Annotated in this window: 11 protein-coding genes; 5 read left to right on the forward strand and 6 right to left on the reverse strand. The window is 59.3% G+C overall.

From position 1 onward, the window contains the following. Positions 1-9: 9 nt before the first annotated feature. The 5 genes from NDJ82_RS14280 to NDJ82_RS14300 all read right to left on the reverse strand — a co-directional run bounded on the left by NDJ82_RS14280 (position 10) and on the right by NDJ82_RS14300 (position 9,726). Entirely contained in the window at positions 10-1,563 is a 1,554-nt protein-coding gene (locus NDJ82_RS14280) for an ABC transporter substrate-binding protein (RefSeq protein WP_371926558.1), read from the reverse strand. 355 nt (positions 1,564-1,918) lie between these two features. Beyond that, positions 1,919-3,547, reverse strand: coding sequence for an ABC transporter substrate-binding protein (locus tag NDJ82_RS14285; protein ID WP_099587077.1), 1,629 nt, complete (start codon positions 3,545-3,547; stop codon positions 1,919-1,921). Between the two features lie 258 nt (positions 3,548-3,805). Further along, positions 3,806-5,407, reverse strand: coding sequence for an ABC transporter substrate-binding protein (locus NDJ82_RS14290; protein WP_191959532.1), 1,602 nt, complete (start codon positions 5,405-5,407; stop codon positions 3,806-3,808). 119 nt (positions 5,408-5,526) lie between these two features. Continuing rightward, positions 5,527-8,826, reverse strand: a complete 3,300-nt coding sequence (locus NDJ82_RS14295) for a dermonecrotic toxin domain-containing protein (RefSeq protein ID WP_250925741.1) — start codon at positions 8,824-8,826, stop codon at positions 5,527-5,529. Between the two features lie 189 nt (positions 8,827-9,015). Continuing rightward, positions 9,016-9,726, reverse strand: a complete 711-nt coding sequence (locus tag NDJ82_RS14300; protein ID WP_099587080.1) for an SIMPL domain-containing protein — start codon at positions 9,724-9,726, stop codon at positions 9,016-9,018. Positions 9,727-9,930: 204 nt separating this feature from the next. Between NDJ82_RS14300 and NDJ82_RS14305 the strand changes: the two genes are divergently transcribed. The 3 genes from NDJ82_RS14305 to NDJ82_RS14315 all read left to right on the forward strand — a co-directional run bounded on the left by NDJ82_RS14305 (position 9,931) and on the right by NDJ82_RS14315 (position 13,571). After that, a complete protein-coding gene (locus tag NDJ82_RS14305; RefSeq protein WP_099587081.1) occupies positions 9,931-11,193 on the forward strand; it encodes an ATP-binding protein in 1,263 nt (420 codons plus the stop codon). After that, positions 11,186-11,746: a response regulator transcription factor gene (locus tag NDJ82_RS14310; RefSeq protein WP_003171731.1), complete on the forward strand. Its 561-nt coding sequence runs from the start codon at positions 11,186-11,188 to the stop codon at positions 11,744-11,746. The genes NDJ82_RS14305 and NDJ82_RS14310 overlap by 8 nt, the downstream gene beginning before the upstream one ends. Before the next feature lie 100 nt (positions 11,747-11,846). Then, positions 11,847-13,571 carry an ABC transporter ATP-binding protein/permease gene (locus NDJ82_RS14315; protein WP_250925742.1) on the forward strand — a complete coding sequence of 575 codons (1,725 nt, stop codon included), beginning with the start codon at positions 11,847-11,849 and terminating at the stop codon, positions 13,569-13,571. 96 nt (positions 13,572-13,667) lie between these two features. Here the strand turns inward: NDJ82_RS14315 and NDJ82_RS14320 are convergent, their stop codons facing one another. Further along, positions 13,668-14,105: a Z-ring associated ZapG family protein gene (locus NDJ82_RS14320; protein WP_032886236.1), complete on the reverse strand. Its 438-nt coding sequence runs from the start codon at positions 14,103-14,105 to the stop codon at positions 13,668-13,670. A 147-nt stretch (positions 14,106-14,252) separates the two neighbouring features. Here NDJ82_RS14320 and NDJ82_RS14325 point away from each other — a divergent pair, with 147 nt between their 5' ends. Together NDJ82_RS14325 and NDJ82_RS14330 are read left to right on the forward strand one after the other, a co-directional pair. After that, positions 14,253-14,882 carry an alpha/beta hydrolase gene (locus NDJ82_RS14325; RefSeq protein WP_112193453.1) on the forward strand — a complete coding sequence of 210 codons (630 nt, stop codon included), beginning with the start codon at positions 14,253-14,255 and terminating at the stop codon, positions 14,880-14,882. A gap of 24 nt (positions 14,883-14,906) precedes the next feature. Further along, positions 14,907-16,262, forward strand: a complete 1,356-nt coding sequence (locus NDJ82_RS14330; RefSeq protein ID WP_099587084.1) for a tryptophan--tRNA ligase — start codon at positions 14,907-14,909, stop codon at positions 16,260-16,262. Positions 16,263-16,323 lie beyond the last annotated feature (61 nt).

Here is a 16,323-nt window from a genome sequence, read left to right on the forward strand (position 1 = left end):
GTTATTTTCTTATGGGGTAATACTGACGCCCGAGAACACGTTGCGGCCGAAGGGGCTCACTTTGAAACCTTCGACTTTGGTGCTTAACGGCTGGTTGACCGTCGAGTGGGCGACAGGCGTGATCGGCACTTGCTGCTTGAGCAACTGCTGCGCCTGTTTGTAGAGAACAGTCCGTTGTTCGCGGTCGGTGACGACCTTGGCTTGCTTGATCAGCTTGTCATACGCCGGGTCACACCACATGGAGTAGTTGTTCCCGCCGATGGCGTCGCAGCTGTAGAGAGTGCCCAGCCAGTTGTCCGGGTCACCGTTGTCGCCGGTCCAGCCGATCAGGCTGATATCGTGCTCACCGTTCTTGGTGCGCTTGATGTACTCGCCCCATTCGTAGCTGACGATCTTCACTTTCAGGCCGATCTTGGCCCAATCGCTCTGCAGCATTTCAGCCATCAGCTTGGCGTTGGGGTTGTACGGCCGTTGCACCGGCATCGCCCACAGGGTGATCTCGGTGCCTTCCTTGACGCCGGCAGCCTTGAGCAGTTCCTTGGCTTTTTCCGGGTTGTAGGCGGCGTCCTTGATGGTGTCGTCGTAGGACCATTGGGTCGGCGGCATGGCGTTGACCGCCAGTTGCCCCGCACCCTGGTACACGGCGTTCAGGATGCTCTGCTTGTTCACCGCCATGTCCAGCGCCTGACGCACTTCGAGCTGATCGAAGGGCTTGTGGCGCACGTTGTAGGCGATGTAGCCGAGGTTGAAGCCAGGCTTGGTCAGCAGTTGCAGATTCGGGTCGGCCTTGAGCGCATCGACGTCAGCCGGACGCGGATGCAGGGTCACCTGGCATTCGCCGGCCTTGAGCTTCTGCACCCGCACCGAGGCGTCGGTGTTGATGGCGAAGATCAGTTGATCGAGCTGAACGCGGCTCGGGTCCCAGTACTGTTTGTTGCCCACGTAACGGATCTGCGAGTCTTTCTGGTAGCGCTGGAACACGAACGGGCCGGTGCCGATCGGCTTCTGGTTGATGTCGCTGGGCTTGCCGCTCTTGAGCAACTGCTCGGCGTATTCGGCCGACAGGATCGCGGCGAAGCTCATGGCGATGTTTTGCACGAACGCGGCGTCGACCGTGTTCAGGGTCATCACTACGGTGTGTTCGTCGGTTTTCTCGACCTTGGCGATGTTCTTGTTCAGGCTCATCCCGTTGAAGTACGGAAACTCGGTGGGGTAGGCCTTACGGAACGGGTGATCAGGGTCCAGCATGCGGTTGAAGGTGAACAGCACGTCGTCGGCGTTGAAGTCGCGTGTCGGCTTGAACTCCTTGTTGCTGTGGAATTTCACCCCTTCACGCAGGTGGAAGGTGTAGGTCAGGCCGTCTTCGGAAATATCCCACTTGGTGGCCAAGCCAGGCACTACGTTGGTTGCGCCTTTTTCAAACTCGACAAGTCGGTTGTACAGCGGCTCGGCTGCGTCGTTGTCGGTGGCGGTGGTGTATTGCGCGGTGTCAAAACCTGCCGGGCTGCCTTCGGAGCAGAACACCAGGCTCTTCTTGTCGGCGGCGTGACCCATGGTGGCCATGGCCAGCAGGCTGGTGCCAAAAATGGCGGATAGAACGGTGGTATGGCGCATGACGATCCCGATCCTTGTTTGTAGTTGTCATCAGCGAACAATCACCCAAGCGCAAGGCCTGGGGGACAACGCTGATCCCACACACAGCAAGTGCCTTTCCCGAGTTGGAGCCTCTGCTGTCCTACGACGTTATGAGCCGCGGACTTCAGAGTAAATGCGCCAAATCGGATTGACCCTGTAGGCAACGGAGTCAGGTGTCGCGGTTTTTTGCTGTAGGAAGCATCGACTGCGAACGTGCTCATTTTCCTAAGGGCCAGGCGGATGCAATAACGGCGACGTTATGAAACGTCGCCGTCAATGGTCCTTACTTGCCGCTGACGCTCACGCCGTAGAAGGAGTTCAAGCCAAACGGGCTGATCTTGAAGTCCTGCACGGTGTTGCGCATGGGTTGATACACCGTCGAGTGCGCGATAGGTGTCATCGGGACTGCATCTTTGAGGATATGTTGCGCCTGCTTGTACAGCTCGGTGCGTTTGGCGACATCCGATGTGGCCTTGGCTTCTTTCACGACGCCGTCGAATTTCTTGTCGCACCACTTGGAGAAGTTGTTGCCGGACAGGGAATCGCAGCCGAACAGCACGTTCAGCCAGTTGTCCGGGTCACCATTGTCGCCGCTCCAGCCAATGATCATGGCCTGGTTCTCGCCGCCTTTGGAACGCTTGATGTACTCGCCCCACTCGTAGCTGGTGATCTTGACCTTCAGGCCGATCTTGGACCAGTCGTTCTGCAGCATCTCAGCCATCAGTTTGGCGTTCGGGTTGTACGGACGCTGAACCGGCATGGCCCACAGCACGATCTCGGTGCCTTCCTTGACGCCCGCTTCCTTGAGCAGCGCCTTGGCTTTCTCGGGGTTGTAGGCGGCGTCCTTGATGGTGGTGTCGTAGGACCATTGGGTCGGCGGCATGGCGTTGACGGCCAGTTGGCCGGCGCCCTGGTAAACGGAGTCGATGATCTGCTGCTTGTTCACCGACATGTCCAGCGCCTGGCGCACGCGCAGGTCAGCCAGCGGGTTGGGCTGGTCGCTGCCCTTGACCTTGTCCATGACGTTGTAGGCCACATAACCCAGGTTGAAACCGGCCTGGTTCGGCAGTTTCAGGTCCTTGTCTTCGCCCAGCGCCTTGAGGTCGGCCGGACGAGGGAACAGGGTGATCTGGCATTCATTTTTCTTGAGCTTCTGGATACGCACCGACGGGTCGGTGGTGATGGCGAAGATCAGGTTGTCGATCTTCACGTCTTCAGGTTTCCAGTAGTCCTTGTTGCCGGTGTAGCGAATGTTCGAATCTTTCTGGTAGCTCTTGAACACGAACGGGCCAGTGCCGACCGGCTTCTGGTTGATGTCCTGGGGCGTACCGTTTTTCAGCAACTGGGCGGCATATTCGGCCGACTGGATCGACGCGAAGCTCATCGCCAGGTTCTGGATGAAAGCGGCGTCCACGGTGCCAAGGGTGAACTTGACGGTGTGGGCATCGACTTTCTCGATGTTCTTGATGTTGGTGTCCATCCCCATGTCCGTGAAGTACGGGAACTCAGTGGGGTAGGCCTTACGGAAAGGATCGTCTTTATTGATCATCCGGTTGAAGGTGAACAGCACGTCGTCAGCCGAGAATTCACGAGTCGGCTTGAAGTACGGGGTGGTGTGGAACTTGACGCCTTCGCGCAGGTGGAAGGTGTAGGTCAGGCCATCCGGGGATACGTCCCAGCTGGTGGCGAGGCCAGGAACCACGGCGGTGCCGCCACGTTCGAACTGGCTCAGACGGTTGAACATGGTTTCGGCCGAAGCATCGAAGTCTGTTCCGGTGGTGTACTGGCCTGGATCGAAACCGGCCGGGCTCCCTTCGGAGCAGAACACCAGGTTAGTCGCCGCTTGGGCGAAAGGGGCCGCGGCCATAAGGCCAGCGCTCACTAATAACGGAAGGACTGCGTGTTTAAGCATGTTGGCCTCATGATTTGTTGTCATTTTTGGTGGTGAGGGCGACCTCGTGAGTCGGCCTGCGGATACTTATGCAGGCGCCATACCCATTGCAAGATGCTGAACCACTGCAGGCCGGAAAGAGTGGTACGAACGTACAGGAATGTCGCAATTATGAAACTTTCGACATATTTGTATCTATTTAGAGGGTTTTTTCGGTGCGGATGGCGCACCAAAAAAGCCCAGCCGAGGCGTCTGGCGCACTCGGTTGGGGCGCAGCTGTTACTTATCTAGACTCACGCCGTAGAAGGGCGTCAAGCCGAACGGGCTGATCTTGAAGTCTTTGACTTCCTTGCGCAGGGGTTGGAAAACCGTCGAGTTCGCAATAGGCGTTATAGGTACTTGTTCCTTAAGTATTTTTTGCGCCTGTTGATACCACTTGATGCGCTGCTCGCGGTCGCTGCTGACCTTGGCCTGTTGCACCAGCTTGTCGTAGGCCGGGTTACACCATTTCGCATAGTTGCTGCCCTTGACCGCAGCACAACTGTAGAGCACGCCGAGCCAGTTATCCGGGTCGCCGTTGTCGCCGGTCCAGCCGTAAATCATGGCGTCGTGCTCGCCGTTTTTGGCGCGCTTGATGTACTCGCCCCACTCATAACTGACGATATTGGCCTTGATGCCGACTTTTTCCCAATCCTGCTGGATCATCTGTGCCGACATGCGCGCATTCGGGTTGGACGCACGTTGTACGGTCATGGCCCACAGGTTGATGGTGGTACCGGGTGCAACCCCTGCTTCTTTTAGTAGCGCCCGCGCCTTGGTGGGATCGTAGGGTGCATCCTTGATCGTCGGGTCATAAGACCACTGCGCCGGTGGCAGTGCGTTCTGCGCCAATTGTCCGGCGCTTTGATACACGGCTTTGATGATCGCCGGCTTGTCGATGGCCATGTCCAGGGCCTGGCGCACCTTGAGCTGGTCCAGTGGCGGGTGGGTCACGTTGTAGGCCAGAAAGCCCAGGTTGAAACCGGCTTGTTGCAACACGCGCAGGTTCGGGTCTTGCTTCATCACGTCGATGTCAGCGGGGCGCGGGTAGCCGCTGACCTGGCATTCGCCAGCCTTGAGCTTTTGCAGGCGCGACGCGGCATCCGGGGTGATGGCGAACACGAGGTTGTCGAGCTTCACGTCCTCGGGTTTCCAATACTGTTTATTGGCCACGTAGCGAATCTGCGAGTCTTTCTGGTAGCGCTTGAACACAAACGGCCCGGTGCCCACCGGTTTCTGGTTGATGTCCGAGGCGCTGCCTTGCTTGAGTAACTGCGCGGCATACTCGGCGGACTGCACCGAGGCGAAGCTCATGGCCAGGTTTTGCACGAAGGACGCATCGACGTTGTTCAGGTTGAACCGCACGGTGTGTTCGTCGAGTTTATCGACGCTTTTGATCGTGGTGTTCAGGCCCATGTCTGTGAAGTACGGCGACTCGGAAGGGTAGGCCTTGCGAAACGGGCTCTCGGCATCCAGCAGGCGGTTGAAGGTGAACAGCACGTCGTCGGCATTGAAGTCGCGGGTTGGCGTGAAGAAGTCGGTGGTGTGGAACTTGACGCCTTCGCGCAGGTGGAAGGTATACGTCAGGCCCTCTTTGGAAACTTCCCAACTCGTCGCCAGGCCGGGCTCGACTTCGGTGCCGCCGCGCTTGAACTGGGTCAGGCGGTTGAACACGGTTTCGGCGGACGCATCAAAATCAGTGCCGCTGGTGTACTGGCTGGGATCGAAGCCGGCGGGGCTGGCTTCGGAGCAGTAAACCAGGGTGCTGGCCGCGTGGGCCATCGGCATAAAGGCCAGCAGGCCGGCGGCAAGGAGGAGCGGTTTGAAGGCGATTCTTTCCATGGAGACCCCTGAAGTGGCGAGGCAGAAGACTGCCTGAATGCAAACGGCGATAACCCGAGGTTACCGCCGTTTATGGCGCGCTAGATAGGTTAAATCGCTTTATCTACGGGTTCAGGGGCTCACATCAGTGAAGGTGTCGAGACCTCTATCTTGGTGGGTGCCTTGGGGTCGATCGTGAACACGTCACCGGTCAGATCATTGTTCTCACGTATCGTGAAGGTTCTGGTGCTGACAATATTCAGGTCATTAGCGTTGATCAGCCCATCATCGGTGACCTGTCTGAGTTGCCATCGGGTAATAGCCTTGACGCTATGAGCGCCGCCGTCCGGGTCATAAGTGATGATGAAGTCTTTCTCCCTTGCGGCCACGGAGAATCCCTCTTTAAGGGCTGGAGGCATCAATTCGACAAGAGCGGGAAACGAACTTCCCTGGTGGGCTACCTCGGAGACGCGGGCTCGAAGTTCCGGGTTCGGAATCGTTTTTTCCAGTGTTGCGATCCGTTGTCCTACGGTGTCCTCAAACGTGTCCCTTCGGTAATCGAGGTCAGTACGCAGTTCGCCATTCGGTTGTTTTGTGATCACGCTGTAGCGTTCACGATTCAGGTCGGGTGCAAAGCTGGAAGAGTACTGGCTGTCTGAGAATGTTGTGGGCTGGGCGCGTTCGCCCTCAGTGACGCTAAACGCACCATCATCGACTTGCCACGAAGCAATGAGCTTGCGCTTGATGTTTGAGCCATCCTCATAAACGCTGTCAGTGAATTGATAGTCGGTGTTTTCCTTGAGGTTCAGGTAGTCGTCGAACTTTTCTGCACCCTCGATTTTCGATCCATCGCTTTCGACAAAACGCTCTGAAAAGCTGGATGAACCCGCTGAATGGTTGCTGGGTGTCGGAGATGGAGGGCGATTCCAGGGCCAGCGCGCCCCGCCATCGGCTGAGGCTCGGGCCCACTCGCCATCTCCAGTGGCGTGCACCGTCATTACCGGCTTGCCGGTATCTGGATCAATGATCTGCACATAATCATTGCTCAGTTTGAAGTCGCTTTTTATCTCATATATCTGGCGAATCCCGGAGGTGTCTGTGTAGGGGACAAACCAACGATCAGCACCGGTTGCTGCATCTTTCGCCTGGTAGATTCCCTTGGCGTTACGCACAGCATTTTCAATCAGCCGTTCGCCGTCCGGCACCGCGTATTGGCGGATGCTGCCCGCCTGGCTTGGCTGCAAGCGGTTGGGAATAGATACGGTTTGCGGCGCTTCAACCCGAGGGCGCGTGCCTGGGATGGGCGTGTACGGTTTTTCTTCTGGCGGAACGAACGGATCCTCGACTGGGCCACTGGCACCGACCGAGAACAAGGTGTTCAACAACCCATCAAACGCCTTGGACGCACCGTCGTTGCGTTCAGCCAGCGTATCGCCGGAGGCTTGTTTTTCTGCACCCAGCGCCAGTTCGGTCACTCCCGCCACGACTGCGGCGGCCGCAACGGGCGCAGCGATGGGGGCCAGCTTGGCCAGCAAGCCAGCTGCGACGGTAATGTCGTTAAGCCATATGTCCCGCGTCACCTCGCTGTTGGACTTGATCATGACGTCGGCATCGCTGGTCATTCGCGCTTTACTCGCGGAGGTCATGCTGGCGAAGACATCGCCTTCGATATGCGATCCATCACCATCGAACGTCGGGTCTTTCAGCTTTCCAGTGGCGAGTTTTTCGAGCGTTGTGTCCAGACCTTCTGTTTTGGTGCCGACATTGGCCAGCCCCAAGATGGGCATGAACACTTTTGCCAAGCGCTCAATGGTGCCTGCCTCATGGTCCTGGCGGCTGATCAATGGGAAATGAGCGAGCAGGGCCGCGCGCTTTTTGGGGGCCTTGGCTTGATCGATCACCCATTGATCCAGCTTCTCAAGGGAGTCAAATCGCAGAAACGCCGGCTCGGCGCCTGGGATGTAGAGGACTTGCCTGCCGCCATCGTCAGCACTGAATCGCACGATGTCGTTAGACAAGAAACCCTTGATATTGAACGCGTGCGCCTGCACGACACCCTTTACCGGGGCTTCGGCCCTGAGCTGTTCGATAGTGAGTGGTGCATTTTCGTCGAGTGGAACGTTGGACATCGCGCCCATGACCAAGCGGTAGTCTTCACGGCTGAAGCGATGCTCGGGAGCTTGCAGTGCCTGCTCGGCAGGTGGCCGGGCTTGAGCCGTCTTCAGTTGTTTTCGGGCCTGATAGGCGAACTCGCCTTTGATTGATGTCTGGTAGTCCGAACTGCGGGTGTTCCAGAATTCGTCGATTTTTTGTGTCATCAATGTTTGGAAGTCAGTTTGCCAACTGGCATGCATGAGGTCGGAGGGCGCCACACGGTATTGGTTGTGCGCGCCATAACCCCCTGCTTGGCTCTTCCCGGGGCCGTCGGTGTAGATGCCTGCCTCAGAGTCGAGGTTGCCTGGGGTCCAATCGTTTTCAGAAAAGTTCTTCAACAATGCGTCCGGCAGGCGGAGTGAGGAGGTCGGCTCCTCGTTCAGGTGCTCCCAGCCTGTGACGGTCGAAGCGCTTTGCGCGCCATTGAAACGGTTCAAGTACAGGGTATCGGCATCCACATGTTCGCCGGTTAATTTGAAGATGACGGACTCCGCCCAGATTTTTGCATGGGCGCGCACGTTTGGCAGGGCGCCGGCAACCTCTGTCGCCAGGTGCTTGTAGGCCAATGCTTGAGGCGCTTGGGTGTAATACGTCTGGGCGTTGAGTTTGAGCGTTTCGAGGGCGTGTGCCGAGCGGCTCTGCGCCGGGCGCACGCGATCATCCGGCGCGATGGGGTTAAAGCCTTTTTGCTCTTCCAACTGTCTGATTTGCGCCCTGGCCTGGCGCAATGACGACGGCAGGGGCGTGCCCTGGAAGTTGGCGACCACCCCCGCGGTGACTTGTATGTAATCGTCGCCAAATCGCATCTGCAACCGTTCAACAGTGCCCGGCGCAATCACTTTGGCGGCCTCCAGCAACGGGCCGCTGACGTTTCCCCAGCCTGAGTTATCGGTGAGGGAGAACGTTTTCAGTTGGCCTTCTACGGTGGTGGTCAGGGTGCCTTTGCGGGGGTTGACGGTGAGCAAGGCGCTCTGGTCGATCTTCTGTTCCTGCATCCAGCCTTGAACGACTGGGTGCTCCACTTGCGCGCGATACACCCCCAGCCACTGGCCCATAACGCTCAAGGGTGGGACTTTTATAAGCTCTGGTGTTTTGCCCAAAACTTTGCTTTGCACTGCGCCGATGTAAGCCTCAAGGAGGGCTGCTTCGTGAGGTGAGGCCGTCAGGCTGGGTTCGGCTATTGGCGCCTGGACAATAGGGGGGGCGGCCCGTGATGGCGGCTCGGTCGATAAACGGGGGAGATGGAGCTGTGCGACAACGTTGGCGTTACTGGCTGATAGGGGCATGGTTTCAGTTCTCGTTATCTAAATAGATGCCGAGTCAGCACTCCCTGTTGGCTGCGGCACTATTTGTGTATCGAAAACCGAGTGGTTGATTCCAACGGATATGCTGCTGGATATAACGTGATTGGGTAGCGAATTGCCGAAAAAAAAGCGCAATCCTGCAAGGACTGCGCTTTTTTTGGGGTAAGGAGGTTATTGCAAGACTTCGATCACCCCGTCGGCGCTCATGCTGACCTGGCTGGTGCCGGCTTCCACTTCAGGCGTCGGCGCGGAATCCATCATGGCGGCCTTCATCATCATCCCGCCACGGGCGTAGGGCTGTGGATAACCATTGGTGTTGAAATTCAGATTGACGATCTTGTAGCCCTTGCCGCCCAGCGCATCGGTGGCCAGTTGTGCACGGGCTTTAAAGGCGGCAACCGCGTCCTTGAGCAGGGCATCTTCGCTGGTCTTGCGCGTGGTGTCGGCGATGGCGAAGTCCATATTTTCCATCTTCAGCGTGTTCAGCAACTCGCCGGTGAGTTTGGACAGGGCCGGGAAGTCCGCGCTTTCCAGGCGCAGTTCGGCGCGTTCACGCCAGCCGGTGATTTTCTGGTTCTTGTTGTCGTAGATCGGGTAGCTGTTGCGACTGCCCTGGCGCAGGGTCACGGCCTTCACTTCACGGGCCTGGCCCAGGGCCTTGTTCATCGTGGTGGTGATTTCGGCGGCGAGCTTGGCCGGGTCGGCATTCTGGGATTCGGTGTAGAGGGTGACGATCATCTTGTCGCGGGCCACCTCCTGGCTGACCTCGGCGCGCAAGGAAATCTGATTGTAGTTCAGTGCGTCGGCGGCCATGGCTGGAAGGCTGGCCAAGGTCGCGGCGCTGAGGGTGAAAACGACTGCACTGTGAGTGAAACGAGACATGGAAGCTCCTTAGGGGTGTTCGTATCGGTATGACTGTAGACGCACGCATCGGGTTCTTCGGGTTTACACATCACCTACAAATGTTCGTGGCGCCGACGAACGGTCGTTTGCCGGCCTGCGGCAAAGAGCCACACGCGCCGTGCCAGCAGGTCGGCTTCGTTTATACTCCTGCCGATCCGCCTGCAGCGCTCATCGGGAGAGCTCATGCTCGCCGCCGTAAAACTGACTTCCGCCACCCGCCAGAACCTCTGGCGCCTGACGTTCATCCGTACTCTGGTACTGGCCGCACAGGCCGGTTCGGTCGGGCTTGCCTATTGGTTCGACCTGCTGCCGCTGCCGTGGCTGCAACTGGGCGTGACCCTGGGCTTCTCCACCGTGCTGTGCGTGTTCACGGCTATTCGCTTGCGTACCACGTGGCCGGTGACCGAACTCGAATATGCGCTGCAACTGGCCTGCGACCTGTTTATCCACAGTGTGTTGCTGTACTTCTCCGGCGGTTCCACCAACCCCTTTGTGTCTTATTACCTGGTGCCGTTGACTATCGCGGCGGTGACCTTGCCGTGGCGCTATTCGGTAGTGCTCTCGGGTATCGCCCTGACCCTCTACACCCTGCTGCTGGCGCGGTTCTACCCGTTGCAAACGTTCCCCATCGCCCGGGAAAACCTGCAGATCTACGGGATGTGGCTGAGTTTTGCGCTGTCGGCCGCCGTCATTACTTTTTTCGCCGCACGCATGGCCGAAGAGCTGCGCCGCCAGGAAGAACTGCGCGCCATACGCCGTGAAGAGGGCCTGCGCGACCAGCAATTGCTGGCCGTCGCCACCCAGGCCGCGGGGGCCGCCCATGAGCTGGGCACACCGCTGGCGACCATGAGCGTGCTGCTCAACGAAATGGTCCAGGATCATCACGATCCGGCGCTGCAAGAAGACCTCGGCGTGCTGCGCGAGCAGGTCAAGCAGTGCAAGCAGACCTTGCAGCAGTTGGTGCGCGCCGCCGAAGCCAATCGCCGCCTGGCGGTCGACATGCAGGACGTGACCCGGTGGCTCGACGAAGCGCTCAACCGCTGGCACCTGATGCGGCCTGAAGCCAGCTACCGATTCCACCTGCTGGGGCAGGGCACCGTGCCGCGCATGGCGCCGCCGCCGGACCTGACCCAGGCGCTGCTCAACCTGCTCAACAACGCCGCCGACGCCTGCCCGGAAGGCCTGGGCGTGCAGTTGGACTGGGACGCGGAAAACGTGACCATCAGCATTCGTGACCACGGCGCCGGCGTGCCGCTGGCCATTGCCGAGCAAATCGGCAAACCCTTTTTTACCACCAAGGGCAAAGGCTTCGGCCTCGGCCTGTTTTTGAGCAAGGCCAGCGTGACCCGCGCGGGCGGCTCAGTGAAACTCTATAGTCATGAGGAAGGTGGCACGCTCACCGAGCTGCGCCTGCCCCGTGTCGCACGAGGAGATATCGATGAGTGACGAGATCCAAGTCGAAGGCGAAGAACTGCCGCACCTGTTGCTGGTAGATGACGACGCCACCTTTACCCGCGTGATGGCGCGCGCCATGAGCCGTCGTGGATTCCGCGTGAGCACCGCAGGCTCCGCCGAAGAAGGCCTCACCATCGCCCAGGCCGACCTGCCGGACTACGCCGCGCTCGACCTGAAAATGGACGGCGACTCCGGCCTGGTGCTGCTGCCCAAGCTGCTGGAACTCGACCCGGAAATGCGCGTGGTGATCCTCACCGGTTACTCCAGCATCGCCACCGCCGTTGAGGCCATCAAGCGCGGCGCCTGCAACTACCTGTGCAAGCCGGCGGACGCGGATGATGTGCTGGCGGCGCTGCTCTCCGAACACGCCGACCTCGACACCCTGGTTCCGGAAAACCCGATGTCGGTGGACCGTTTGCAGTGGGAGCACATCCAGCGTGTGCTGACCGAACACGAAGGCAATATCTCCGCCACTGCCCGTGCGTTGGGCATGCACCGCCGCACCCTGCAGCGCAAATTGCAGAAGCGTCCGGTACGACGCTGAACCTAGGCTGAACAACCCGCTTCAGGCCGCACGGAGCCCTGAACCGATCAACTATGATCGGTTCAAACACCTGTCTCCTCTTTCCTACCGAGCCTGAACCATGAATCAGAACGCTGAGTACTCTGCGGTCAACGATGCTGTGCGCGGGCAATTCCTACCCAGGGTGTGGCGGCTGATCACCCCTTACTGGCGCAGTGAAGAGAAGGGCCAGGCCTGGCTGCTGTTGTTGGTCGTGTTGGGCCTGTCGCTGTTCAGCGTGGCCGTCTCTGTGTGGTTCAACAGCTGGAACCGCGACTTCTACAACGCCCTCGAACACAAAGACTACGACGCCTTCACCCACCTGCTGATGTACTTCAGCGTGATCGCCGTGGTGGCGATTGTGACCGGTGTGTTCACCTCTTATCTGCAGCAAATGCTCACCATCCGCTGGCGTCGCTGGTTGACGGAAACCTATTTCGCCCGGTGGCTGGGCCACAAGAACTACTACCACCTGGAATACGGCGGCTATACCGATAACCCTGACCAGCGGATCTCCGAAGACCTCAACGCGTTTACCAACGGTACGCTGACTCTGGGGTTGGGTTTTATCAGTAACCTGGTGACCCTGGTGTCGTTCTCGGTGATTCTGTGGGGTGTGTCCGGCAGCATCGAGGTGTGGGGCATCACGATTCCGGGCTACATGTTCTGGGCCGCGCTGGTGTATGCGGTGGTCGGCAGTTGGTTGACGCACTTGATCGGTCGAAAGTTGATCGGGCTGAGCAACCGCCAGCAACGCTTCGAAGCCGACTTGCGTTTCAGCCTTGTGCGGGTGCGGGAGAATGCCGAAAGCATCGCGCTGTTCAATGGCGAACCCAATGAACACCAGCAATTGAGTGCGCGGTTCGGGCGGGTGTGGAGCAACTTCTGGAGCATCATGCAGGTCAAGAAGCGCCTGAGTTTTTTCACCAGCGGTTATTCCCAGATCGCGATTATCTTTCCCTTTGTGGTCGCGGCACCGCGTTACTTTGCCGGCAAGATCGAACTGGGCGTGCTGATGCAGGTGGCCCAGGCGTTTGGCAGTGTGCAGGGCAGCCTGAGCTGGTTTGTCGACGCCTACACCGTGCTCGCCAGTTGGCGTGCCACTTGTGATCGCCTGCTGAGCTTCGGCCAGGCCATGGAAGAAAACGAAACCCGCGCCATGGGCATCGCGTTGCAGCAGCAGGGCGGGGATTTGCAGGTGAGCAATCTGAACCTGGATCTGGCGGACGGTCGCCATTTACTGCAAGGCGCCAACCTGACGGTGGCCGAGGGCGAGCGCTTGATGCTCAGTGGTCGCTCCGGCAGCGGTAAGTCAACCCTGCTGCGGGCGATGGGCAACCTGTGGCCCAACGGCCACGGCAATATTCGATTGCCGGCCGAGCGTTATCTGTTCCTGCCGCAAAAGCCGTATCTGCCGATTGGCACGTTGAAGGCGGTGTTGAGTTATCCACAGGCGGATGGCGCCTATCCGGCAGAACGTTATGCACAGGTCCTGGAGACCTGCCGCCTGCCGCACCTCATCTCGCGCCTGGACGAAGCCAACCATTGGCAGCGCATGCTCTCACCGGGCGAACAGCAGCGCCTGGCCTTCGCCCGCGCGTTGCTGTTCGCGCCGCAGTGGCTGTACATGGACGAAGCCACGTCGGCCATGGATGAAGAGGATGAGGCGACGTTGTACCAGGCGTTGATCGATCAGTTGCGGGGGCTGAGCATCGTCAGCGTGGGGCATCGCAGCAGCCTCAAGCGTTTCCACGGGCGGCATGTGCGGATCGAGGGTGGGCTGCTTCAGGAACAACCCCTGGCTTGAGACCTGACTCGGTCAATGTGATCTGGAGAGTGAGTTCCCACAAAAAAGCCCGGCTGATCATTGATCAGCCGGGCTTTTTGTATTGCTTGAATAGACTTACTTCTTCAAGCCGTAATGCTCATCCAACATGCCTGGGGCGTTCGGCGTTTTTGGCGCGTAGTCCCGTGGTGGCTCCTGGTTTTCCCGGGGAGGGGTCAGGCGTTCCCGTGGAGTTTGCGGTGCATCGGAATGCAACGCGGCCAGCAGACGCTGACGGGTGATGTCGTCGAGGGCCAGGCGGTTAGCGCCATCGGCGAGGTGATCCTGTACTTCCTGATAGCTCTGAGTGAGCTTCTTGACCAGGTTGGCGGTGCTGTTGAAGTGGGTAACAACCTCGTTCTGATAACTGTCAAAACGTTCCTGAATGTCATCCAACTGACGCTGCGTGCGGTTAGGCGCGGCATTCGGCAGCAAGCGAGCAACCAGGAAACCAATGGCGACACCGGCAACCAGGGCAAGAGTCGGCAACAACCAAACTAAGAGCGAGTGTTCCACGAGTCCTTCCTCTATAAACGGCTTTGCTTTACGTTAACGGCTCAAACCTGCGCTGTATACCGCGATTAAGCTCGCAATGATGCCATGCACAGACTTTTAGCTAGACGAGTCGACCCTTTGAGAGGTCACGGAGTTCATTCCTTGCTCATGCGTGAAACCCCCGTTTTGATCGATGGCCCGGTAGGCCAATTGGAAGCCCTGTACCTGGATCACCCCGAGCCACGTGGCCTGGCGCTGATCTGCCACCCTAACCCGGTGCAGGGCGGGACCATGCTCAATAAAGTCGTTTCGACCCTGCAACGCACCGCCCGCGATGCTGGTTTGATTACGTTGCGTTTCAATTACCGTGGTGTCGGCGCGAGTGCCGGTACCCACGACATGAGCACCGGCGAAGTCGACGATGCCGAAGCGGCCGCCACCTGGCTGCGGGAAAAACACCCCGACCTGCCGATGACGTTGCTCGGTTTTTCCTTCGGTGGTTATGTGGCCGCCAGCCTCGGTGGTCGCCTGGAAGCCAAGGGCGAAAAACTCGCCCATCTGTTCATGGTCGCCGCTGCCGTGATGCGCCTGCGCGAGACCGATGTGCTGCCCCAAGGCTGCCCGTTGACCGTGATCCAGCCGGAAACCGACGAAGTGGTCGACCCACAGACCGTCTACGACTGGTCCGCCGCCCTGAATCGCCCCCATACGCTTCTGAAAGTGGCAGAATGCGGACACTTTTTTCATGGCAAGCTCACCGATCTCAAGGATCTGGTGCTGCCGCGCCTCTCGAATTGATAGCAGTCTGATAAGCGATTACCCATGACGACGCGTACCCGTATCCTCACCGGCATCACCACCACCGGCACGCCGCACCTGGGCAACTACGCCGGTGCGATCCGCCCGGCGATCCTTGCCAGCCAGGACGCCAATGCCGATTCCTTCTACTTCCTGGCCGACTACCACGCCCTGATCAAATGCGATGACCCGCAGCGCATCCAGCGCTCGCGTATGGAAATCGCCGCGACCTGGCTGGCCGGCGGCCTGGATGTAAACCGGGTGACCTTCTATCGCCAGTCCGACATCCCGGAAATCCCCGAGCTGACCTGGCTGCTGACCTGCGTAGCCGCCAAGGGCCTGCTCAACCGCGCCCACGCCTACAAAGCCTCGGTGGACAAGAACGTGGAAACCGGCGAGGACCCGGATGCGGGCATCACCATGGGCCTGTACAGCTACCCGGTGCTGATGGCGGCGGACATCCTGATGTTCAACGCCCACAAAGTGCCGGTCGGCCGTGACCAGATCCAGCACGTGGAAATGGCCCGCGACATCGGCCAGCGTTTCAACCACCTGTTCGGCAATGGCAAAGAATTCTTCACCATGCCCGAGGCGTTGATCGAAGAAAGCGTCGCCACCTTGCCTGGCCTGGACGGCCGCAAGATGTCCAAGAGCTACGACAACACCATCCCGTTGTTCACCAGCGCCAAGGACATGAAAGACGCCATCTCGCGGATCGTCACCGACTCGCGCGCGCCGGGCGAAGCCAAGGACCCGGACAACTCGCACCTGTTCACCTTGTACCAGGCATTCGCGACCAAGGCCCAGGAAGAAGAATTCCGCGGCGAACTGCTGCAAGGCCTGGGCTGGGGCGAGGCCAAGAGCCGTCTGTTCCAACTGTTGGACGGCCAACTGGGCGAAGCCCGCGAGCGCTACCATCAACTGATGTCGCGCCCGTCGGACATGGAAGACCTGCTGCTGGTCGGCGCCAAGAAGGCCCGTGCCGTAGCGGCGCCGTTCCTCGCCGAGTTGCGTGAAGCGGTGGGCTTGCGTTCGTTCGTCGAGCAGGCTGCGGCGCCGGTCAGCACCAAGAAGAAAGCCGCAAAAGCTGCGCGCTTTGTGAGCTTTCGCGAAGACGACGGCAGCTTCCGCTTCCGCCTGTTGGCTGCCGATGGGGAGCAACTGCTGCTGTCGCGCAACTTTGCCGACGGCAAAGCCGCTGGCGCGGTAACCAAGCAATTGCAAAGTGGTGTGATGCTGGACGTGCGCCCCGAGGCCCTGGGCTTCAGCGTCTGGCTGGACGGTGCGGCCGTGGCCGACAGCGCTCAGTTCGCCGACAGCGCGACCCGCGATGCGGCCGTGCAGGCATTACGCATTGCGTTGACCCCCATCGAGGATTAACCCGACCAAGGGTTGATTGCCATTATCCGGGGCCGTCGTTACAGTGACGGCCCGTTTTTGT

Source organism: Pseudomonas sp. SR18 (genome assembly GCF_023701505.1).
GTDB classification, from domain to species: Bacteria; Pseudomonadota; Gammaproteobacteria; order Pseudomonadales; family Pseudomonadaceae; genus Aquipseudomonas; species Aquipseudomonas cyclaminis.

What these genes read in the sequence shown, in the direction of transcription:
- NDJ82_RS14280 (WP_371926558.1), bottom strand. Translation starts at nt 1,563, where the DNA reads ATGGCCACCATGGGTCACGCCGCCGACAAGAAGAGCCTGGTGTTCTGC.
- NDJ82_RS14285 (WP_099587077.1), bottom strand. Translation starts at nt 3,547, where the DNA reads ATGCTTAAACACGCAGTCCTTCCGTTATTAGTGAGCGCTGGCCTTATG.
- NDJ82_RS14290 (WP_191959532.1), bottom strand. Translation starts at nt 5,407, where the DNA reads ATGGAAAGAATCGCCTTCAAACCGCTCCTCCTTGCCGCCGGCCTGCTG.
- NDJ82_RS14295 (WP_250925741.1), bottom strand. Translation starts at nt 8,826, where the DNA reads ATGCCCCTATCAGCCAGTAACGCCAACGTTGTCGCACAGCTCCATCTC.
- NDJ82_RS14300 (WP_099587080.1), bottom strand. Translation starts at nt 9,726, where the DNA reads ATGTCTCGTTTCACTCACAGTGCAGTCGTTTTCACCCTCAGCGCCGCG.
- NDJ82_RS14305 (WP_099587081.1), top strand. Translation starts at nt 9,931, where the DNA reads ATGCTCGCCGCCGTAAAACTGACTTCCGCCACCCGCCAGAACCTCTGG.
- NDJ82_RS14310 (WP_003171731.1), top strand. Translation starts at nt 11,186, where the DNA reads ATGAGTGACGAGATCCAAGTCGAAGGCGAAGAACTGCCGCACCTGTTG.
- NDJ82_RS14315 (WP_250925742.1), top strand. Translation starts at nt 11,847, where the DNA reads ATGAATCAGAACGCTGAGTACTCTGCGGTCAACGATGCTGTGCGCGGG.
- NDJ82_RS14325 (WP_112193453.1), top strand. Translation starts at nt 14,253, where the DNA reads ATGCGTGAAACCCCCGTTTTGATCGATGGCCCGGTAGGCCAATTGGAA.
- NDJ82_RS14330 (WP_099587084.1), top strand. Translation starts at nt 14,907, where the DNA reads ATGACGACGCGTACCCGTATCCTCACCGGCATCACCACCACCGGCACG.